Origin of the sequence: Mycoplasma sp. Pen4, from assembly GCF_014352955.1 — a bacterium.
Classification (GTDB): domain Bacteria; phylum Bacillota_I; class Bacilli_A; order Mycoplasmatales; family Metamycoplasmataceae; genus Mycoplasmopsis.
On record NZ_CP060691.1, the window covers coordinates 61,700 to 84,412 of the forward strand.

Sequence of the window (22,713 nt, forward strand, 5' to 3'; positions counted from 1 at the left end):
CCAAAGGAGTAAAGTATGGCAATAAATATTAAATTCAAGAAAGTTATCTTATCCCCTGTTTGATTATTACGTGCAATCAAAATATGATGAAAGGCGCGTAAATACAAAAAAGATCCAGCGGCAGTTGATAATTTAGTACGTTATGATTATGTTTTAAAATTAGCTAAAAAGATCTTGAAAATGTACAATGTTGATCTTGTGATTGAAAACTATGAAAATTTACCAAAAAATGGTAATACCTTAATCGTTGCAAATCATAAATCAAATTTTGATCCACTTGCTTTATTAGTTGCACTTGAAAAACAAACACAAGAATTATCAGCTAAAGAAATTGTTCCAACATTTGTTGCGAAACAAGAACTAGAGGAAAATAAAACAATTTTCAATGCGGCAAAATTAATTGACACATTTTTCATTGATAGAAAAAACATTCGTGAAAGTTTAAAAACAATGACAGATTTTTCTAAGTTTGTTAAAGAAAACAAAACATATGGAGTTATTTTCCCAGAAGGAACTAGACACACAGAAGAAGGTTTAGGAGAATTTAAAACAGGTGCTTTTAAAGTTGCTCAAAAAGAATACTTTACTATCTTACCAGTTGCAATTATTAATTCAATTAACTCAGATAATTCAAAACGTAGTGGAAGACAAACTATTACAGTATCATTCCTTAAACCAATTAAACCTCACACATTTATTTCACAAGAAGCAAAATCAATTTCTGAACATGTAAAAAGTTTAATTAGCAATGAAATGAGTAAATATGGCGATAAAAACTAATTCATATTACAGCGAATATACAATCAAACTTAGTCAATTCGATGGACCATTAGACTTATTACTTTCATTAATTAAAGATAAAAAAATTAGTATTTGAGAAGTTAACTTAGTTGAAGTGGCAAATCAATACTTACAAATAATTCGTAATATAAGTTCTGAAGAAATCGATATTGCTGGTGATTACTTGGTTATGGCTGCTACATTAGTAAAAATTAAAAGTAGCTTAGTTGGAAAAGAAGAAATGCAACCAGAAGAGGTTGAAGAATCGCTTAAAGAAAAAGCAAAACTTATTCAACAACTTGTGGAATATCAACAATTCAAAGAAATCAAAGAAGCATTAAAAACATTTGAATCAGATCGTGAAGATATGTTTATTAAAGCTCCTTCAAATGTCGAAGACTTTATTGTTGATACATTAGATGAAAGATTAGATGGTTATTCAAACCCTATTAAACTTATTAGTGTATTAAGAAAAATGTTTGAGCGTGTTTATGCACAACATTTACGTACTACTAAATTAGAAACATTTAACCTTTCACCTGGTGATCAATTCCCATTCATTAAAGGTTTATTAAAAAAACATGAACAATTAACTTTTGAAATGGTGTTTTCACAACCAAGTATGAATCACTTTGTTGTAACGCTTTTAGCAGTTCTTGTGCTTGCCAAACAACAAATTTTAAAAATTGAACAAACTGAAGAATTTGGAGAAATCATCATTACTCGAGGAGAACTTTACGATGAAAAATAAAATTTTAGAAGCATTATTATACATTCAAGGTGATGAAGGATTAACATTAGAACAAGTTAAAGATATTTTCTCACTTTCAACTTTAGCTGAAGCAAAAAAAGTTATGCTTGACTTCCATAGAGATTTCAATGATCAAGAACGTGGTTTAAAAGTAGTTAACTTTAACGATGTTTATAAATTAGCAACACGTGAAACATTTAAAGATTACATCTCAAAAATGGTTACAGTTGTTAAAAAACAACGTTTATCTAATGCTGCAATCGAAGTAGCAGGAATTATTGCTTACAAACAACCTATTACAAGAGGACAAATCGCACAAATTAGAGGTGTTGCATCTGATCAAGTTGTAAATACTTTATTAGTAAAAGGTGTAATTGAAGAAGTAGGTATTTCTCCAACACCAGGTAATCCAGTGTTATATGGTGTTACAAATAAATTCTATGACCACTTTAAATTAACAAGCATGCGTGATTTACCAAAATTAAATGAATTCAATTATGTAGAAGGTGTAGAAAACGAAAACACTGATTTCGATTTATTTTCTAGCCAAAGGGAAGAATAAATTGGCTAAGCCAATTTTTCTTTATTAAACAAAAAAGAAACGGAGCTAAATATGTTTGAAATATTAGCAACAAAAAATGACAATGGAAGAACAATATTTAAATTACTTTGTAAATATCTTCCAGAACTACCACTAAGTAAGATTGAGAAAATCTTTCGTAAAAGTGATCTAAAAATCAATGGACAACGTAAAATCGCAAAATCTTATGTAGTTCAAGAAGGTGATCATATTGTGGTATATGGAGTAGCAAATGTTGAATCTATTACGGATCAAACTTTCGATACTATCTCATACGACTTTAAGTCAATTTATGAAGACAATAACATTCTAGTTATTGATAAGCGTGTTGGAGTTGATATTCATGACTCTGATAATTGTTTAGATAAACAAGTATTATCTTATTTAAAATATCAACCTAAAGACAGCTTTAAACCTTCACACGTCGGAAGATTAGACAAAGAAACAAGTGGTTTAATCATTTATGGTAAAACTTATGATGCAGTTGCTCAATTAAACGAGAACAGCGACAAGATCATTAAAAAATATATTTTCCAAAGTGATATTGATTTAAACAATTACGATGAAAAACACCCACTTGTAGTTGAATTCTTTATTTCTAAAGATGAAAAGAAACGTATGATGAAGGCGACACAAAAAGAAGTACCTTACTCTAAAAAAGCTATTACTCACTTCTATAACGAAGGAAGCAAAAAAATAGCACAGTTAATCACTGGCCGTAAACACCAAATTCGCTTAAGTCTTAAGTATTTAGGTAAACCAATTTATGGCGATAAAAAGTACCTTGGTAAAAAAGCAAGCAGATTAATGTTACATAGTTATTATGTTAAATTATTAGGTTTTAAAGGTGATCTTAAATACTTAAATAAACTTGAGTTATTCAGTTTACCTAAATTTAAATAAAGGAGTCTCAAGATGAAAAATATTACACAAGAAAAATTAAAAGAAATCTGTAGTTCTTTAATGCTTGAACCAACACCAGAAGTGTTAGATAAAATTGTTTTTTACTGAAATGATATTCAAAATCAACTTGAAAATCTTAATAAACTAGATCTCGCAAATGTTAAACCAATGGAACGTATGAATGAAACTCCAATTGTTAATTTATTAAGAGACGATGAACCAGACATGTCTTATAGCATCTCAAAAGAGCAAATTTTAAGCAATGCAAAAGATAAAGATAATGATTACATTATCTTAACAAAGGTGGTTAAGTAATGAGAAAGATTAAAAACATTGGAAACTATGATCAAGCATTAGATGAATTAAAAAACAACACAAATAATGCTGTTTCAGATTTATATTTAAGTAAAGCAAATTCAAAAGATGGAATTTTATCTGGTGCAGTTTTAACTATTAAAGATGTTTTCGCAACAAAAGAACATAAAACACAAGCTTCATCAATGATCTTAAAAGATTTTATGCCACATTACAATGCAACTGCAGTTCAAAAATTACTTGATGCAGGATGTATTCCGGTTGCTAAATTACACAATGACGAACTTGCACTTGGTGGAACAGGAACATTTAGTGCATTTGGTTTAATTTCGAACCCCAAAGATGAAAAACGTTATGTTGGTGGATCATCTTCTGGTTCTGCTGCTACAATGACTAAAAACATTGCTATAGCTCTTGGTTCAGATACAGGTGATAGTGTTCGTTTACCTGCTTCATTCAATTCATTAGTAGGTTTTAAACCATCATATGGTGCAATTAGTCGTTATGGAATGTTCGCTTATGCTTCATCACTTGACACAGTTGCTTACTTTACCCATAATGTTAATGATGCAATTTTAGCATCACAAGCTTTATTTGGTGTTGATAATAAAGATATGACTTCTGTTGCGGTTGAAATTAATAATGTTACAAAAACAAAACCTAACAAAGTTATTGCATTAGATTTTAGCAAATTTGCATATGATTATGTAAATGATTCATTTAATAAATTAATTCAAAAACTAAATGAGCAAGGCGTAGAAGTTGAAATTATCAAACCTAATTTAGATATTTTAAGAGCAATTAATATTGTTTATAAAGTGGTTTCATTCTCAGAAGCATCATCTAATTTAGCAAACTTAAATGGTGTTGCATTCGGAAATAGAGAAGAAGGAAATACATGAGAAGAAGTGATGTTCAATACTCGTTCATCTCACTTTGGAAAAATGGTACAAGAACGTTTAGCACTAGGTAGTTACTTTTTATACACAGAAAACCAAGAAGATATCTTTTTAAAATCTCAAAAAGCACGTCGTGTAATAAAAGATTATCTTGCTTCATTACATTTACAAGCAGATGTAGTAATTTACCCTGCTTCAGCAGGAATTGCTCCATTATTCACATCTAATGAAACACATGATGTTTTAGATTACATTTTAACAGGATCAAATCTTAGTGGAAATCCATCTATTACTATACCAATGGGACAAAAAGATGGTTTAGGTTATAGTGTTGCAATTGATGCAGGTATTTATCAAGATCAAAGTTTATTAGGTTTTGCAGAATATTTAGAAGAAATTATTAATAATTAAGGAGAAAAAATATGACAAATTTTGAAACAATAATCGGAATTGAAATTCACGTAGAATTAAAAACAAAAACAAAAATGTTTTCACCTGCTCCAATTGATTTCTTTGCTGAACCTAATACTGCTGCACACCAAATTGATTTAGCATATCCTGGAACACTTCCACAAGTTAATAAAAATGCCGTTAAATATGGAATTGCCTTAGCTAAAGCATTAAAAATGAAAATTGATGATGAATTACACTTTGATAGAAAGAATTATTTCTATCCAGATTTACCAAAAGGTTACCAAATTACACAATTTTTCAGACCAATCGGAAGTGATGGTGTAGTTGATATTATCACTCCTGAAGGTATTAAGCAAATTGCAGTTGAAAGAATTCATTTAGAGGAAGATACTGCAAGACAACATCACGGTGAAGATGGAACAAAACTTGACTATAACCGTGCAGGTATTCCACTAATTGAAATTGTTACATATCCAGTTATTCGTTCAGCTGATGAAGCTGCCGCATATGTAGATATGATTAAAAAAATCGTTCAAGAATTAAACATCTCTGAAGGTAAACTTGAACAAGGTTCATTGAGAGCTGATATTAATATTTCTTTACGTCCCTACGGTGTAGATAAATTTGGTACAAAAGTTGAAATCAAAAACATGAACTCAACTTCAAATATTAAAAAAGCAATTGAATTTGAAATTGCTTTACAAAGAGAAAAATTATTAAAAGGTGAAATGATTTATCAACAAACAAAACGTTTCGATGATAAAACTAATTCAAATGTTGTTATGAGAACAAAAACTGGTACAACAGATTATAAATATTTTGCCGATCCAAATATTCCTATCATTAAGTTATCAAAAGATTTTATTGATAGCGTAAACGTAAAAGAACTTCCTATTGAAAAATATCAAAGATATCAAAATAACGAGATTCAAGATATTTACATTCAAAGTTTAATCGATGATAAAGCATTAGCTGATTACTTTGATTCAATTGAATATGAAGATAAAAACAAATTATCTAAAGTATTCTTTGCTGAAGTTGTTTCGCTTGCAAACAATCAATCAAAACACGTAACAGAATTAGGGATAGAACCTAAATACATCAACGAAAGTCTTGTTTTATTAGATCAAGGTGTAATTTCAGGTAAATCACTTAAAAAGTTAATTCCACTTTTAGTAGAGTTTGATGGTGATATTAATTTATTACTTGAAAAACATAAGTTAGCTCAAATTTCTGATGTCAACTTAATTACAAAATTAGTTAAAGATATCATTGCAAAAAATGAAACATTAGTTGCAGAATATTCACAAAGACCAGAAAGAGTAACAAAATTCATTTTAGGTGCTATAATGAAAGAAACAGGCGGTCAAGTAAACCCACAAATTTCAAATGATGTAGTGCTTAAGGAATTAGATGAAATTTTTATTCAAAAATAAACCTTCTTCATATAAGAAGCTAGTCAAATTAAAAAATAAACACTCTTTTAAAAAGAGTTTTTATGATAACCTCATTTATCCAGATAAGTTGATCTTCTTATCTAAAATTTATGAATATATTGTTAAAAATATAATTATTAAATTTTTCTCATTCGTCTTGCTCAAAGCAAGAAACGATTCAGAAAAGCGTAAACGTTTAAAGGTTATTGATAATGTTTATAATAACTTTTCAAGTAAGGAATATAACTTTATTTGATTATCAACTGCATTTTATTTATTAATTTCATTTGTCCCGGTTATTTATATTGTCTTTATGTTGAATAGTTTAGTTCAACAATCGGGTATTTTAAGCACTGTAATGGGAACGGAAAATATTAATGATAAATTTGCCTACTTTATTTTAGGGCGTTTTACACCTAATGCTACACAATACTTTAGTTTTCCAACTGCTGCAACATCAGGAGCGCAAGATACTACAGGTGCTTTTTGAAAGATAATGCCTTTATTCTTGTCTTCGTTATATATTTCAAGTAGTGGTTATGCAAAACTTATCTCTTCAAACAACTATATTTATAATCATTCCAAAATGGGTACTTATTGAGGTAATAAAATTAAAGGTTTATTCATTGTGCTTGTTGTATCGGTTTTATTCTGATTCATCTCTCTCCTAGATATAATCATCGAACAATCAATTATTAATGTTAATCAAAGAATGTTAGGAACTCAGGAAGTTTCATTAAGTTGATTTAATAGTTTTATTTATTACTTGTTAATGATTATTTTTTTAGTGATAATATTCTTGGTTTTATTTAAATTAACTCCATCATTTAAATTGTCATTTAAGTCTATCTACAAGGGAGTTATAATCTCTGTAATACCAACTATTTTATTGGCCGCATTATTCAATGTGATCACACCACATTTAAAATATGATAAATTCGGTGGTGCGGTTGGTTTCTTCTTTACAATTGGTTTTTTTATTAACTGATTTGTTTACTTCATGTTCTTAGGTATTACATTTAATAATGCGTACTACAAAAAATATGTAAGTACTAGAACTATCAACAAACGTAATTGATTATTCTAAACATGCCCTGTGCATGTTTTTTTGTATTTAAAATATCTCAAATAAAATTCCAAGATATTATCAAATAATTCTTGCTTTTATAAACTAGTTTAGTTTATAATAAGAGTAATTTATAAGAAGGGATAATAAATGAAAAACAATAATATACTTAAAAAATTAACATTATTAGCATTTTCTGCTGCAACTGCATTACCATTATTTTCTATGGTTGCATGTAGTACGGGAAATGATAACAACAATAATAACAATAGCAATAATGGCAACAATAATAACAACGGTAATGATCAAACATTACAGAATCAAAAAAATGCTGCTATAGCAATTGTTAATGGTTTAGCAAACTTACAACAACAAACAAAAGATAAATTTATCGCATTAATTAATGAAACAAACACAAACACTGCTTTAGAAGAACTCATGAACAACATCAAAGCATTTAATGTAAAAAACAAAGAGTTTCAAGCATTATCAGAATTATTAAAACCTGAAAGTATTAAAGTATTACTTTCAAGAACCGGAAACCACCAAGAAAAAGCACAAGCAGAAATTAATAAAATTGTTCCACAAATAAATTCAGAATACCAAGAGTTATTAAATTCAGGTAAACCAAATCCAATGGGATTTGATTCAATTTTTACAAAAATTAATGACATTAGATCATTATTAAAAATGGATGACAAGACACTTGAACTCCAAAAAGAATTATTCAAACTTGACTTACCACAAGAAATTATTAATTATTTATATCAAAATGATTTTCTTAATGCTACATCAATCGAGCAAGAGGAACAAGTGGTTAAAGTTACAGCTCAAAAATATGTTACTGCATATGCAGGATTCAATGCAGCATATAATAAAGCAATGAAATTACTTAACGATAATAAAGATTTAACTTTGAGTAATGAAACATATTCAAGAATTCTTTCTGAACTTGTAAAAATTCATGATGGAATTTTCACAAGCACAGATCAAACATCATTTAATCTTGAAAACACAAATTCAAATACAGAAAAGATTAATCAATTAATCACTGAATTAGAAAATGAAATTAAATCAAATAAAACAACAGAAGGTGATGCTACTCCTGATCAAGACGGAAATGTTACATATAAAGATGTTAAATACATTAACATTGAATCACTTTTAGCACCTAATTACCCAATGAATGGTACTGAAATTAAATTTAAAGCAGATGTTCCTCATGATGTAAATATCTTCATTCCAAGTAAATACAAAGAATTAAGTGTTCTTTTCCCTGTTGGATACAACATGAATGTTTATGCGCCAGCATTAACAACTCTTGGAAATGATGTGTTTTCACACACAGGATTAAAGAAACTTATTGCTCCTAAATTAACAACAATTGGTACAAATACTTTTGCTGCAACTCCTCTTGCAGGAAAAACAGCAGAACAAATTGCTTCAGAAAACTCTGAAACGCCAGCACCAACAAACCAAGGTGGTAGTGATAACGGCTCGGGATCACAATCTGGTAATTCAAACGGTGCATCAAACACAGGTGATTCAAATCAAGGTAATAATTCACAACCTGAAAATACAAATGGCGGGGCAACAGAATCTGAAACTGGTCAACCTGAAACAGAGAGCATATCTAGTTCAACAACAGAAACACAACCTCAACCAGAACCTTCTACAGATGTAACTGTTTTACCAGAATTAAGAGAATCATATGAAAAAGCTCAAGATCTTAGAAATAAAACTAATAAATTAATTGAAATTTCTGGTCCACAAGCAAATAACTTTAAACCAGAATTACAAAAATTAAATGAGTTAATTAATAGTATTGAAAAAACCAATGGAAATTTAAATCCTTCAATGATTAATTCATTTAAATTAAAAGCAGATGGTATTTACAATACAGTTAATAGGTTTGCTGGTTTTGTGGCTCCAGGTTTAAATTTAAAAAATATGGACGAAAAAACCAGAGATTATGATCAAACATTCGCTGAAATCAATCAATATTACAACAAGTTTGATGAAATGATTAATGAAACATATGACATTGATTTAAAAAATACATTCTTACATAACTTAGAGCTTCACAAAAATGGAATTAATACTTATAAAGCATTTGGTTTAAATGGATTATATTCTGTTAAAACCCTACTTACTGCAATGAAGAATGGTTACGAATCGGATAAAACTGCATTTGATCAATTCAAATCAAAGTTAGAAAAATTTGCAACAGAAAGAGCTAAAGGCGAAGAATTTATAAAAACATTTGTTTACCCAAAAAACATTTCAAGTTATTCTGGACTACATGAAGTTGATTGATTAAACAAAGATACAAACATGGCCATTTTTAATGCTTTTGCTAAAACATTATCTGCTCCTGAAGAAGGTGATTACTTCCCCGCAACAGAAGAAAACCTTGCATATAATCCGATTTTTGAAGATCAAGAATTAATGACATTAATTACTAAATACCGTGGAATTGCTAGAACAGAATTATTAGCAGGTCGTGGTGAATATGGAAGCAATGTTACACCTGCTGATATGCACTTTGATGAAGCGGATATTGATAAATTTGACAAATTAATTGCATTTAATGATTCATATACAAGAATAGAACTTAAAAAAATTAACAAGCTTAGAAAAGCATTAGGATTAAATGAATTAATTGATTTATCTCAGACTCTTACAAAACGTCAAAAAATAATGTTAATTATGCAAAGTATTTTAGGATATGAAGCTGGCCTTATTACAAAAGAAAATCAAGATGCTAATCCAAATAAAAAAGTTAAAGTTTACAATCACGTTTATGCAAAACAAACAAAAGAAGAAGTTGTAGATCAAATAAGACGTTTATATGGTGATAATTATTATTCAACCGCAAATGCTCCATTACGTTCTGCTCCATCAGTTGGTGTTACTGCCGAATTCTTATCATCAGTGTTTATGAAAACATTAATGGGTGAAAGATTATCATATGAAGAAAAAGGTTTAGATGAAGGTGATTTTGGGCACTTAATTCAATTAGTTGAGGTTAATCGTGATGCCTTTTATGCAGCGGTAATTGTCATGGATGAAGGACCAATTCCACAAGAAAGTTTTAAATCAAGAAATAATTATCGTGTGATGGTACAAGATATGTATTTCAGTAAAAATGAAGTTTATGAGAAAACATTAAAGTTTAAGAAAAATGTATAAAAAAATAACAAAAAACTTTCTTTTTAAGAAGGTTTTTTTGTTTTTTAAGATTTTATTTATATATTCTATTTGAAAAAAAAAAAAAAACATTTCCATTTAACAGAAACCATAAATTAATTATAATTGTATAGATACAAGAATTAAAAACATTTCAATTTAATATGAATAGGAGATTTCCTTCATTAAAACAATCTCCCGGCACCTAGTTCTTTATCAAGACATATGGCAATATTTTATTTTTGAAATCACTAGATAAATCTAGCCACAAAATTTAAAATTTTATATTTTACATTAATACTTATATTCATTACACACCTCAATCCTAAGTACAAAACACAATCATTGAGATTTAAATTATCTTTAAATTTTTTAAAATTATTCATCAATTCACTATTATTAATTATTTTCACTATAAGAATATGCTATGCATATTGGTTTTCACATTTCTGTGTTCTTTTTTATATTTAGAACCAAACTCAAATATCGAATTATTCATTATATATAATAATAAAAATCATTCATTACTCACTATGGTAGATTACGAACGCCATATTATAATTGGTTAGTTTACTAGTTTTAATTTTTTGTATAAGTAACATTTATTTAGTTGCGAAAAGAGCAAAGCAGAAGGAGTTTTGCTCTTTTTATTATTCCGTTTATTATAGTAAAATGTTTATATGAAACATTTTAAAACAAATCACTATCAAAACTTTATTGCAAAGCATCATGTGAAACTTAAAAATGAAATTATGCAACATACCAAGATTCTTGAAGGTGATAATATGATGCGCAAGTTTAGAACAAAACAATTACTCTTTTATGGCGTTATTATCTCAATTGTTGCTTTTATTATATTTTTAATTCCATTTTTTGCATACTTAAACTTAATTACAGGACATAATGAGACCGCTGGAACAATTATTATCGTAGTAGCAATGACGTTGTTATTTATTATGCTTGTTTTTAGTTATGCATTTAAATTAAAACCAAATGAAAAGACTCGTTTAAAGACCTTGATTGAGACATATAATAGTAATTTAACTTCAGTTTATAAAACATTGATCAAGAGTAATTTAAGAGCTATTCAAGACATTGATTATGATATTGCACATAATGATATGCGTAATATTACTATTAATAATGATTTAACAAGCAAATTAAAGCCTAAGAAATTATCAAAAAATCATCAAATAACCAAGCGTAGTGCAAATTACATTATCGACTTAGACAATACTACCTTAGTGATAAAAAACATTTTATGACAGGATAAATATCTACTCGACTCAGCATCAAAATATAAAGTAGATAAAAAAACAACTGCTGTAATTATGCAAAGTAACATTGATTTGAATTTTATTTATAATGCGCCAAAAAAATATGATTTAAGTGATTATGTAATTGCATCAAATAATAAATTGTTAGCATACCAAAATAACTTAAGCCAAGATGATTTAGTTGAAATAAATCATATTTTAAGAAGTGCTGAAAAACATTTAAAACACACAATTTTTGATAGTCTTCAAATAAGAATGACAAATAATAATATTTTTATTGCTTTAAATAATAAGGATTCATATCTATTCGATAATAACTTATGCAAACATAAGAAAAGTATCAAAAAAATCTTAAAGCAAGCGGAAAAAGATATTATCAAACATATGTATTCTATTGACTTCATTCAACAAATTTATCAAAATTTGCATAATAAAACTGAGCTTTAAATTGCTCAGTTTTTAATTATTTAATTGTAAATAAGTGTTTTCCAACATTTGCGTTAGTTTGTAATTCATCGATATTTTGCATAGATGAATCAGCTGTTAATGCAAAGAATAAGTGTTTATCAACGTTTTCATTTGTGAATCTTGTTAAGTCTAGCTCGAATAATTTATCTCCAGCTTTAACTGTTTGGTTTAATGTAACAAATGATTCAAATCCAATTCCATCAAGTTTATAACTATTTAAACCAAATAACATCATTGCTTCAACACCACTTTCAACATTGCTAAAAATGATTTGTGTTTTGTTTGCTGGAAGCATTGTGATTTTTGCATCAAAAGGTGCGACAACTTCTACTGTCTTAGCATTTGCGTCAAATGCAATTGCAAAACCATTACCAATAAGTCTATTTGAGAAGATTCCATCATTAATTTTATCAAATGAAACAACTTCACCATTAACAGGTGCCAATGCTACTAATTCGCTTACAGGTGAGACTTTTTCACATTTTTCAGCGTTTGATTCGTTTGTTGAATCACTTGTTTGAACACGACATAATGATGCTAATTCTTCTTTTTGACATTTAATTAATTTATTTAATTCTTCTGCATCATCAAATTTAACTTGAACGTGTCTTGCAGCATCAAAGATTTTTACATCTTTTGCTCCCGCTTCTTTTAAACCTTCAATATTAACAAGTGATAAATCTCTAACGTCATATCTTAATTCTGAAACACTATTGTTGTATGATAAGATGTTTTTAACTCCGCCAAAGGCTTCGACTACTTTTACAAGTCCTTTTGTATCGTTAATTGCGCATTTACTCATAATAACTCCTTTTTATAAGTATTTAAAATATATGTATATTTTACTTCATTTTAAGTAAAAAAATACATTTATTATATTTATCGATGTATTCTTCTTTTGAACTTATGAGCAAGTGTTTTTGCTATTTTGATATAAAAATCAAGTATATAATTTTATACTTGACTTAAAACTATTATTCTTCTGTCTTTGTAATTGCATTATTTTTGCTTTTTGATTTGTTATCTATTTTGCGTTTGTCTGCTCTTAGACTATTTATAGCGGGTCTTAAAATGTCTAAAAGATTATTAAACATTTTTTCACTATTTTTTGATCTTGCTTTTTCTAACTTTATTCTGTTTGTATCGATTATGGTTTGCGCTTTCGTTTGTAAATCACTATATCTTGCTGCTTTGTAATTTGCAAATTTTTCTATTTCTGATCAAATTTTTTCAACTTCATTTGTTATAGCTCAATAATCTCTTTTATAATTATCATTTTCTTCATCATTGTTCACTGTAAAAGTATTTTCTTGTTTTTCTTTTTCAGCTTGTCGCCTTTCTATTTCAATAATTTGATTAATTTGATGATTCTTCAAAGCTTCTCTTACCGCAAAAAATATCAAAATAAGAAGGATAAAAGCAACAACTCCGATCACAACATATGATCACGGGAAAGCGTCTTCTTTATCTAATTCATCAAAAAATCCATTTCATTGTTCATTGTTCATTGTACTATCTATGGCCATCTTTAAACTCCTTTAATAATTTAAAATTCACTATAATTTCATTATATATGTGTTATTTAAGAAATAAAAATAAAAAAGTATTTTGAGTGGAACATATGGAATTTAATATTTTAATAATTTTCACTTTCAAAACATTTACACCTTAGACATAGTTTTAAAAGGTTTATATGAACATTTTTGATAATCTCGTTTTTAGTATATTGAACTAATTAGGAATATAAAAAAGATCAAGTTTTAGTGCTTGATCTTTTTAGTATCCAAGTTATTACTAACTAAATAATGTAGATAACAAATGTGATAATAAACTTCTAAGACCTCGTCTATTTAAATCACATTAAATTGTCATCCGATTCATCATCTTTAGAAGATAATTCATCAATTGAAAAGTATGAATTCAATTCTTGTGTTTCCACAACTTCTTTTGAATTTTCTAAGTCATTGAATGATTCTGTTCCTAACTCTTCTTGTGTTTTTTCAAGTTTTGAAATGATTTCATCCTGAACGATTGTTGGTTCAGTTTCGGGTTGTGAATTTGTTATAGCAATGCTTTCAAGATTATCGATAGTGTTTTCAGGTTGAATTTCTGAAGACACACCAGAAGCAATAACTGCAATTTGGAAAAATTGAGCATTATTTTCTGTTTCCATAATTTCTTGTCCTATTTTACAGTCATCAATGTATTCGTTGCCATTTTCGGCAAGGTATTCATGCACTGCTTGGATTGCAGATTTTATTTCTTTATTTGTTACAGATTTATCATGTTGAATGTTAATTAATAATTTTTTAGCAGATTTTATATCATGTTCATATAAATTCTGCTCAAAAGCTTTTTTCACAGCTTTTGTAGCACGATTTTCACCTGTAGCTTTTCCTAATCCTACAATTGTAAGACCTGCGTTAGTTAAAGTGTGTTTGATATCTGCGAAATCAATATTGATTGTACCCACACGATTAAGAATATCGTGAATAGCAAAAATAATATTTTTTAATGTAATGTTTGATAATTTTAATGATTCAGCAAATGGAATATCTGGATGTTCTTCTGATAAACGTTCATTCGAGAGAACAATATATGAATCAACGTTTTTCTTAAGTTCTTCAATTCCTGTATTTGCTACATTGGTACGTTTTTTACCTTCATATAAGAAAGGAGTTGTTACAAGAGCGATTGTTAATGCTCCTGATTCTTTTGCAATTTGAGCTATTTTTGGTGATGCACCTGTTCCGGTACCCCCACCAAAACCAGCAGTTATAATAACAACATCTGCGCCATTAAGTGAGTTCTTAATGTCTTCAGTTGATTCATTTGCTAATTGTGCTCCAATTTCTGGATTCGAACCTGCACCAAAACCTTTGTTGTCTTTACCTAGCGGTAAACGATTTATACATACACTTTTATCTAAAGCTTGTACATCAGTATTTGCGACAATAAATTCTACATTTAGAAGTTCTTCATCATACATCATATTAACTGCATTATTACCTGCGCCACCAACACCGATAATTTTTAAGTTAATTGAAGTTGAATTTGATGCTTTATTTTGCTCATTATTAATTGGGAACATAATAATAACCTCCTATGTTATTTTTGTGAACGCATAATTAGATGTTTAAATATTCTTGTAAAGAATGTTTTTTGACTTTTTTCGTGTGTGTAGTCTATTCTACTTGCGATAGTATTATTTAAGTTAATTTCTGTTATTAGTTTATTGGTTACAATTGTAACTTTTTCGATAATTTTATCTTCTAAAGCAAATAAAGTAAAGTTATCTTCTTCATTAGTTTTAACTAAGTTAAGTTTAATGAAATTAGCTTTTTCAGAGTATGCTACCTCTAAATCTTTAATCATTCAAGCCAATTCACCACTAAAGGCAAGTGATTCTAGTTTATTGATAAATGCACTCTTTAAGCATTTTGTTTGATAATAACTATTAATATAACTTAAAATTTGTTGTTTAAAGTTTTGGTATTGTGCAATGATGTCTTGATATGTTTTATCATTTGGATAAGTCTCAGCATTTGAATCTTGTTCAAGTGCTTCATATCTCATCATGTTTAGTACACATTTTTTGTCCAATTTGTATTTTTGTGAAACAAAATTAACAAAGTTTGCAATACCTTTATTTATTTTCTCATATGTTAAAACTGTACCGTTTTTGACTACGTACAAGGTTAAATAGTTTCAGTTAAGATCCACCACCAATGTTTCGTTATCTGAAGCATAAAAGTCCATCGCAGTAATCTGAGATTTAACATATACATTTAATTTAGCCTTAGATTTAAGACTAAATAAAATATCTTTCAAATGTTTGATTTCGATAGATGAATAATCAGTTTTAAAAACACTTAAATATTGACTAAGTGTGTCAAATTTTTTGTTTTGAGGAATTTGTTTATACTCTTTGATAATCTGATTATTTTGAGTTTGGTATCAAATAGGTTGAAGAGTTACCAAGTCTTCAAGTATTTGAGATTTTTTTAACGCTTGAATTCTACTGTTGAAAAGTTTTTCCAAATTATCAATGTTATTTGTTTCAATACCACTTGATTTAAGGGTATTTAGATAAACTGTGTGTGATAAGTTGTTGAATAAATTATCATCAAAAACAATGTTTACAGTTAGTTCACATTTGTTTTTGAGTGTAGAATGCATGATTCTAATTACTTCACGATATCAAAGCAAAAATGTGTCTGCATTGACAAATGAAATTGAGTTTTGAATTTCTTTTAACTCAATGTGGAAGTAATTATTGTTCTTATAATTGATTAAAGAGAAATTTGAAAAATTACTACTTACGTGAAAGTTAGCAAAATATTTTTCCATAATTCCTCCTTAAACTTAATTAAAATAGTTTTTTGATAACTCTTAATTTAGCACTACGAGAACGATTATTTTCTTCGATTTCTTGTTTGCTTGGTTTGAGTTGTTTTACTTTAAATCTTTTCTCTTCTTGAATAGGCATCTTTGAAGGTATCTTTGATTCAGTTATTTTTTTAATAAAGTCCTTAACCATTTTATCTTCAATAGAATGGAATGTGATGATGCTTAATGTACCGTTTACTTTTAATAAACTTAATGCATCATCAAGAAGAATTTGGAGTGAATCGAGTTCGTTATTAACTTCAATTCTTAAAGCTTGGAAAATAGCTTTGGCAGGATTTTTTTGTCTTAATATAGCTGCCGGATAAGCAATTTTGACAATTTCAACTAATTCTAAAGTATTTGTAATTGGACGATTTTCTACAATGGCCTTCGCAACTCTTTGAGGGAGCTTTACATCAGCGTATTTGTGTAAAATTTTTGTCAATTCTGCTTCAGAATATGTGTTAACAACTTCATAAGCTGTTAATTGTTGATCTTGATTCATACGCATATCTAATTTAGCATCTTTGTTATAACTAAATCCACGCTCAGATTGATCAATTTGAGGTGATGAAATACCTAAATCAGCAATAATTCCATCAACTTGTGAATAACCTAACTCAATTAGTTTGACTTTTATATCTTTAAAGTCACTCTTAACTAATGTGTAATTGTTAGCGATTGCCTTTAATCGTTTATCTGCTTGTTCTAAAGCATAACTATCTTTATCGAAAGCAATTAATCTTCCATTTTGATTTAATTTTGCAAGTATTGCAGCTGAATGTCCACCCATACCAGCGGTTAAGTCTACATAGACTCCATCCGGTTTAATTTCGAGTGAATCAACTGTTTCATTTAACATTACTGAATAATGTAACATTATGATTCTGATATCAACTGCGCTAAAGCAGCGATATCATCTCCTGTGATTTTATTTGTGATTTCATCATATTTCTCTTTCGATCATAATTCCACAAGTGAACCTACTCCAACGAAGATCACTTCTTTTTGGATTGATAGTTGGTCAATGATTAGTTTTGGCAGCATTACTCTATTTTGATTATCAATGGTTAATTCAAATGTATTACCCATGATGTATCTTGATAAAGTACGAACTTTGGCATCGAAACGTGATTTGTTTTCAATGATTGAAACATATTCTTGGTATGCATTTTTTGATCTAAGTTCGGCATTGCCATCAAAACCGATTGTTAAGTAGAAAATAGACCCAAGTTGATCACGAAAAACAGGTGGCATTACCACTCTATTTTTATCGTCGATATTTCTTAGTTGTTGTCCGTACATTTCCACTATCTCCCACTATCTACCATATATTTTACATTACGTACCAAAAAAGTCAATATCTTAAAAATTTATTTTTTAAAATTTCCATATTTTGTTTCATGTTTTAAATCATCAAAAAATTAAAATTTTTGTTCGTTTTTTTGATTTTTTATACTTTTTGTCAAAAAATCTCCCTTTTTGTTTAAAAAATCAATTTTTAATTTGAAAATTTTAATTCCACAAAATTCAATTTTTTCAACAAAAGCACAAAAAATCCATGAGTGGAAAACTCACGGAAAAATTACTTGATTATTTGTGATAAGTGATGTTGTTTTTGATGGTGAAAGCACGATAAATTTGTTCAACCAACATCACGCGAAACATTTGGTGTGGGAAGGTCATTTTAGAGAAATTTACTTTATTGTGAAACATTGATTCATCAACACCGTTTGAACCACCAATCACAAATGTAACATTATCAATATCTAGAAATAATTCACCAAATTTTTCAGATGAATATTGTTTACCTTGCAATGATAGATAAATAACTTTAGAATTTTTAGGAATTTTTGCAAGGATTAATTCTGTTTCTTTTTTAATTTTAAGATCAATATTGTCAATTTTTTGCTCTTTGATTTCGATTAAATTTACTTTGGAAAAATAAGAAATCTTTTTAACATAATCATCATATAAAACTTGAAATTCTTTTGAAAGTGAACCAACTGCTATAATGTTTAATTTCATTATTTACGTCTTGATTCAATGTAGAACATTAGCATTTGAATATCTGCTGGATTAATTCCGCTAATTCTTGAAGCTTGACCAATTGTTAAAGGTTTGATTCTATCAAGTTTTTGTTTTGCTTCAGTTGCTACATTTGGAACATCGAAATAGTTAATGTCTTCTGGAATTTTAAAGTTTTCAAGTTTAATCATTTTAGCTGCTTCATGTTCTTGTTTCTTGATATATCCATCTAATCTAACCATAATTGTAAGTTCATTTTTAAATTCAAAATCCCCCACAACATCTTCGGCAGCAACATCAGGACGAGCAAGGACCCTAAGCATATTTACACCATTTTCAATTCCGTGTTTGATTGCTAAATCTGATTTTGATGATAAATATGTATTTTGAAGTTCGTTAATTTTGTCTTGAATTTTTTGGTATTTATCAACAACTTTTTGATACTGTTCATCAGTGATTAAACCCACCTCATAGGCATATTTGCTTAATCTAATATCTGGATTATCATTTCTTAATAATAAACGATATTCTGCTCTTGAAGTTAGCATACGATATGGTTCATTAGTACCTTTTGTCACAAGGTCATCAATGAGCACTCCGATGTATGCATCATTACGGTGTAGGATTATTGGTTCTTTATTTTCTAATTTTCTAACTGCATTAATCCCAGCGATTAAACCTTGTGCAGCTGCTTCTTCATAACCTGAAGTTCCATTAATTTGACCTGCTGTGAAAATATTTTTCACAACTTTAGATTCTAATGTTGGTGAAATTTGTAATGGATTAAGTGCATCATACTCGATTGCATATCCTCATTTTTGTACTTTACAGTTTTCAAGTCCCGGGATTGTTCTAAGCATTTGATCTTGTACTTCAACAGGCATTGATGTTGACATACCATTAACATAAATAATTGATCCATCTGTGGTTTCTGGTTCAAAGAAAATTTGATGTCTAGGTTTATCACTAAAACGCATAATTTTATCTTCAACTGATGGACAATATCTAGGACCAATACCTTCAATTAAACCTGAATACATAGCTGATTTTTCAATATTGTCACGAATAATTTTATGAGTTGCTTCGTTTGTGTAAGTTAAATAACAAGAAATTTGTTTTTCTAATTTAACATTTGAACGGTTTGAGAATGTTAAGAATGTATCTTGTAATTCTTCTTTTTCGACTTTAGAAAAATCAATTGAATCAGCATATACACGAGCTGGTGTACCAGTTTTTAATCTTTGTAATTCAAAACCAAGTTTTTCTAATGATTGACTTAATTTTGGTGTTGTTTTTTGATTATCTGGACCACTAATTGTAATTTCTGAACCACGTAAAATCCGAGAGTTCATATATGTACCAGTTGTGATGATTAAAACATCTGCTTCAAGCATAATATCATCCGCTAATTTAAGTGCTTTAAATTGTTTGTTTTCATCAACGATAATTTCTTCTGCTATTGATTCGATTAAAGTCACATTAGGATGATTTTCTAATGTGTCATGAATTAATTGTGAATATTTATCTTTGTCAATTTGTGCACGTAAAGCTCTAACCGCTGGACCTTTTGATTCATTTAACATTTTAATTTGAATCATTGCTAAGTCAGAAAAATACCCTTGAACTCCACCAAGAGCATCAATTTCACGTGTAATAATTCCTTTTGCAGGACCACCAATTGAAGGGTTACATGGCATCATTGCTAATTTACTCAAATCAAATGATACTAAAGCAACTTTATGACCTGTATTAGCAAGTGCAAAAGTTGTTTCAACTCCAGCGTGACCACCACCCACAACAATGGCTTCAAATTTGTTATTCTTTAATTTATCTATCATAATGTATTTATTTTATTACTTTTTTGCTAAATTCTTCATAAACTTACATGATATTGTTGTTTTGCTTAAATCTAACAAGTTAGATTTAAAATGTTGGTTTTTTAGAATGCAAAGGCATAATAAAAAACCAAAACCGCTTGGATTTTGGCTTATTTACTAATTATTATAATTTAACGAAGTGTTCAACTGTTCTAACAAGTTGTGAAACGTATGACATTTCATTGTCGTATCATGAAATTAATTTGTACATTGTTCCATCTTCTGTTTGAATTTTTGATGTTAATAATGAGTCAAAGATTGAACCGTAGTGTGAACCGATAATATCTGATGAAACGATTGGTGCTGTTTCGAATTTAAGTGTTTCACTTGCTGCTTCTTTCATTGCTGCATTGATTTCTTCAACTGAAACTTCTTTTCCTAAGATAACTGATAAGTCAACAACTGATCCTGTAATTGTAGGAACACGCATTGCTGAACCATCTAATTTACCTGCTGCTTGTGGAACAACAAGTCCAATAGCTTTTGCAGCTCCTGTAGATGTTGGAACCATGTTTTGTGCTGCTGCACGTGCTCTTCTCATGTCTTTGTGAGGAGCATCTTGTAATCTTTGGTCTGCTGTGTATGAGTGGATTGTTGTCATGTAACCAAATTTTAAGTCAAATTTGTCAACAAGAACTTTAACAACTGGTGCTAAACAGTTTGTTGTACATGATGCAGCAGAAATTAATTTATCTTCTGAATTTAAGATTTCATGGTTTACGTTGTAAACGATTGTTTTAACATCTTTGTCAGATGGTGCAGAAACAACAACTTTTTTAGCTCCTGCTTTAAGGTGTTTTTCAGCTCCCTCACGTTTTGTAAAGAATCCTGTTGATTCAACAACAACGTCAATACCTAATTCAGCTCATGGTAAGTTTTCAGGATCTCTTTCTGATAAAACTTTAATTTCTTTACCGTTTACAACGATGTATCCGTCTTTAACTTCAACTTCAACTGGTAATGAGTGGTAAGCTGTATCGTATTTTAATAAGTGAGCTAATGTAGCTGGGTCAGTTAAATCGTTAACTGCAACAACTTCCATATCTGTTGATTGTGTTTCTAATAATCTACGTAAGAATAATCTTCCGATTCTACCGAAACCGTTAATTGCAACTTTTTTCATTTTATTCCTTTCATGAATTTTTAATGGTACTTAAAAAATATTTTTTAAGTAAGATTTTCTATATTTAATCTTACGTTTTAAATTATATTACATTTTAGGCAGTATATCGAAAATACAACAAAATCATTTTTGAAGCTTTTTTGATTTAAAAATCTGATTTTTTATTAAAAAAACAGCATATTTGCTGTTGTTGATAATTATTTGTTGATGTGGTTTCTGATAATAACATCTGCGATAACTTTAACATTGTCGAATTTTGGATATCATTCTAAATCAATTAAAGTATTTTGAGGAACGATTTCATCAAAACAAACATTTACTAATTTATCAAAACTTGTTTCAGTTGAGTTATCATCAACTCCAGGAACGAATTTTGTTGCATCCATAAATTTTTCAATTCTAATTGAAAGGACTTTAACTTCATCTCCTTCTTTAATAATTTCATCAATTTGATTTTTATTTCCTTTGAAGAAATCTAATTCATTAGGGAAACGTAAGTCATCGATAAGGAATAAACTATTAATTCCTTGTTCAGAAGATTCTTTAACGATTGTTTTGATACGATCAAAAACTTTTCTACATCATACGTTAGAATCAATTTTTCTTCCAACTTCTCCCATTGCGATTCAAAGAGGTCTAACGATTTCTTTATCTTTTCCATCTCATTTAATTTCATCTAAGATAGGTTGTGTAATTTGTTTAATAGGTTGAGCGAAAGATAAAATGTGGATATTTTCGTTGAATTGCTCTTTTAATTTTTGCGCTAATTCATTTGATAAAAGACCTTTTCCACTTCTTCTCTTACCGTTTATTAAAATAATAAGATGTTTGTTTTTCATATAAGTGTCATCCTTTCATACTTAATAAGAAATTAAGTTTTTATAACATGATATTTGAAAACCAATTCTAATGCTGCTTTTTTAAAATTGGTGTTAAATTTATTATATAAATAGTAATTAAAAAAACAAAGGAAAAAATACGTTTTTTTATGAGAAATTTTCACACTGAAAAATCAAAAAAATTTATTCATCTATTTTCTAGATATAAACGTCAAAACTGCACAAAAATTTATGAAAAATATTTTATTTTCATCTCTTTCATATCATATTTTTCTACAAACAAATAAAAACTTTTAACACTATAAGGTAGTGGTATAGATATTTTTTGTAATAATATTTTTTCAACTTATCATTGTTTCTAAGGTATTATTTTGTAATT

20 protein-coding genes are annotated in these 22,713 nt (G+C 28.6%); 10 read left to right on the plus strand and 10 right to left on the minus strand.

Annotated elements, in window-relative coordinates; genetic code table 4:
* The first annotated feature begins 15 nt into the window (after nt 1-15).
* From H9M94_RS00280 to H9M94_RS00325, 10 genes are all read left to right on the plus strand, one after another.
* On the plus strand, nt 16-780 hold the full coding sequence (locus tag H9M94_RS00280) for a 1-acyl-sn-glycerol-3-phosphate acyltransferase (RefSeq protein WP_187469608.1): 765 nt from the start codon (nt 16-18) through the stop codon (nt 778-780).
* Nucleotides 764-1,531, plus strand: coding sequence for a segregation/condensation protein A (locus tag H9M94_RS00285; protein ID WP_187469609.1), 768 nt, complete (start codon nt 764-766; stop codon nt 1,529-1,531). Before H9M94_RS00280 ends, H9M94_RS00285 begins: the two co-directional genes overlap by 17 nt.
* Nucleotides 1,521-2,093, plus strand: coding sequence for an SMC-Scp complex subunit ScpB (gene scpB, locus H9M94_RS00290; RefSeq protein ID WP_187469610.1), 573 nt, complete (start codon nt 1,521-1,523; stop codon nt 2,091-2,093). The genes H9M94_RS00285 and scpB overlap by 11 nt, the downstream gene beginning before the upstream one ends.
* Nucleotides 2,094-2,144: 51 nt before the next feature.
* Nucleotides 2,145-3,014, plus strand: coding sequence for an RNA pseudouridine synthase (locus H9M94_RS00295; RefSeq protein ID WP_187469611.1), 870 nt, complete (start codon nt 2,145-2,147; stop codon nt 3,012-3,014).
* 12 nt (nt 3,015-3,026) lie between these two features.
* Nucleotides 3,027-3,329 (plus strand): aspartyl/glutamyl-tRNA amidotransferase subunit C, encoded by a 303-nt coding sequence (locus H9M94_RS00300; RefSeq protein WP_187469612.1) that lies wholly within the window; start codon nt 3,027-3,029, stop codon nt 3,327-3,329.
* Complete coding sequence (locus H9M94_RS00305) at nt 3,329-4,639, plus strand: amidase family protein (protein WP_187469613.1); 1,311 nt, start codon at nt 3,329-3,331, stop codon at nt 4,637-4,639. The genes H9M94_RS00300 and H9M94_RS00305 overlap by 1 nt, the downstream gene beginning before the upstream one ends.
* A gap of 11 nt (nt 4,640-4,650) precedes the next feature.
* Entirely contained in the window at nt 4,651-6,078 is a 1,428-nt protein-coding gene (gene gatB, locus H9M94_RS00310) for an Asp-tRNA(Asn)/Glu-tRNA(Gln) amidotransferase subunit GatB (protein ID WP_187469614.1), read from the plus strand.
* Nucleotides 6,056-7,165, plus strand: a complete 1,110-nt coding sequence (locus H9M94_RS00315) for a YhjD/YihY/BrkB family envelope integrity protein (RefSeq protein ID WP_187469615.1) — start codon at nt 6,056-6,058, stop codon at nt 7,163-7,165. The genes gatB and H9M94_RS00315 overlap by 23 nt, the downstream gene beginning before the upstream one ends.
* Nucleotides 7,166-7,294: 129 nt before the next feature.
* Nucleotides 7,295-10,336: a GA module-containing protein gene (locus tag H9M94_RS00320; protein WP_187469616.1), complete on the plus strand. Its 3,042-nt coding sequence runs from the start codon at nt 7,295-7,297 to the stop codon at nt 10,334-10,336.
* Between the two features lie 677 nt (nt 10,337-11,013).
* On the plus strand, nt 11,014-12,057 hold the full coding sequence (locus tag H9M94_RS00325) for a hypothetical protein (protein WP_187469617.1): 1,044 nt from the start codon (nt 11,014-11,016) through the stop codon (nt 12,055-12,057).
* A gap of 16 nt (nt 12,058-12,073) precedes the next feature.
* Here the strand turns inward: H9M94_RS00325 and H9M94_RS00330 are convergent, their stop codons facing one another.
* The 10 genes from H9M94_RS00330 to H9M94_RS00375 form a co-directional block, all read right to left on the minus strand.
* Nucleotides 12,074-12,880 carry a PTS glucose transporter subunit IIA gene (locus H9M94_RS00330; RefSeq protein WP_187469618.1) on the minus strand — a complete coding sequence of 269 codons (807 nt, stop codon included), beginning with the start codon at nt 12,878-12,880 and terminating at the stop codon, nt 12,074-12,076.
* 172 nt (nt 12,881-13,052) lie between these two features.
* A complete protein-coding gene (locus H9M94_RS00335) occupies nt 13,053-13,604 on the minus strand; it encodes a hypothetical protein (RefSeq protein ID WP_187469619.1) in 552 nt (183 codons plus the stop codon).
* 320 nt (nt 13,605-13,924) lie between these two features.
* A complete protein-coding gene (locus H9M94_RS00340) occupies nt 13,925-15,169 on the minus strand; it encodes a cell division protein FtsZ (protein WP_187469620.1) in 1,245 nt (414 codons plus the stop codon).
* 17 nt (nt 15,170-15,186) lie between these two features.
* The gene (locus tag H9M94_RS00345; RefSeq protein WP_187469621.1) at nt 15,187-16,428 is read right to left on the minus strand and encodes an MAG3720 family protein; all 1,242 of its coding nucleotides are present in this window, start codon (nt 16,426-16,428) and stop codon (nt 15,187-15,189) included.
* 19 nt (nt 16,429-16,447) lie between these two features.
* Nucleotides 16,448-17,347, minus strand: a complete 900-nt coding sequence (gene rsmH / locus H9M94_RS00350) for a 16S rRNA (cytosine(1402)-N(4))-methyltransferase RsmH (RefSeq protein WP_255483462.1) — start codon at nt 17,345-17,347, stop codon at nt 16,448-16,450.
* Complete coding sequence (locus tag H9M94_RS00355) at nt 17,347-17,772, minus strand: division/cell wall cluster transcriptional repressor MraZ (RefSeq protein WP_187469623.1); 426 nt, start codon at nt 17,770-17,772, stop codon at nt 17,347-17,349. Before H9M94_RS00355 ends, rsmH begins: the two co-directional genes overlap by 1 nt.
* A gap of 288 nt (nt 17,773-18,060) precedes the next feature.
* Nucleotides 18,061-18,495: a 23S rRNA (pseudouridine(1915)-N(3))-methyltransferase RlmH gene (locus H9M94_RS00360; protein ID WP_187469624.1), complete on the minus strand. Its 435-nt coding sequence runs from the start codon at nt 18,493-18,495 to the stop codon at nt 18,061-18,063.
* The gene (gene mnmG / locus H9M94_RS00365; RefSeq protein WP_370576691.1) at nt 18,495-20,321 is read right to left on the minus strand and encodes a tRNA uridine-5-carboxymethylaminomethyl(34) synthesis enzyme MnmG; all 1,827 of its coding nucleotides are present in this window, start codon (nt 20,319-20,321) and stop codon (nt 18,495-18,497) included. Before mnmG ends, H9M94_RS00360 begins: the two co-directional genes overlap by 1 nt.
* A gap of 175 nt (nt 20,322-20,496) precedes the next feature.
* On the minus strand, nt 20,497-21,495 hold the full coding sequence (gene gap / locus H9M94_RS00370; protein WP_187469626.1) for a type I glyceraldehyde-3-phosphate dehydrogenase: 999 nt from the start codon (nt 21,493-21,495) through the stop codon (nt 20,497-20,499).
* A 197-nt stretch (nt 21,496-21,692) separates the two neighbouring features.
* Nucleotides 21,693-22,334 carry a hypothetical protein gene (locus H9M94_RS00375; RefSeq protein ID WP_187469627.1) on the minus strand — a complete coding sequence of 214 codons (642 nt, stop codon included), beginning with the start codon at nt 22,332-22,334 and terminating at the stop codon, nt 21,693-21,695.
* Between the last annotated feature and the right edge of the window lie 379 nt (nt 22,335-22,713).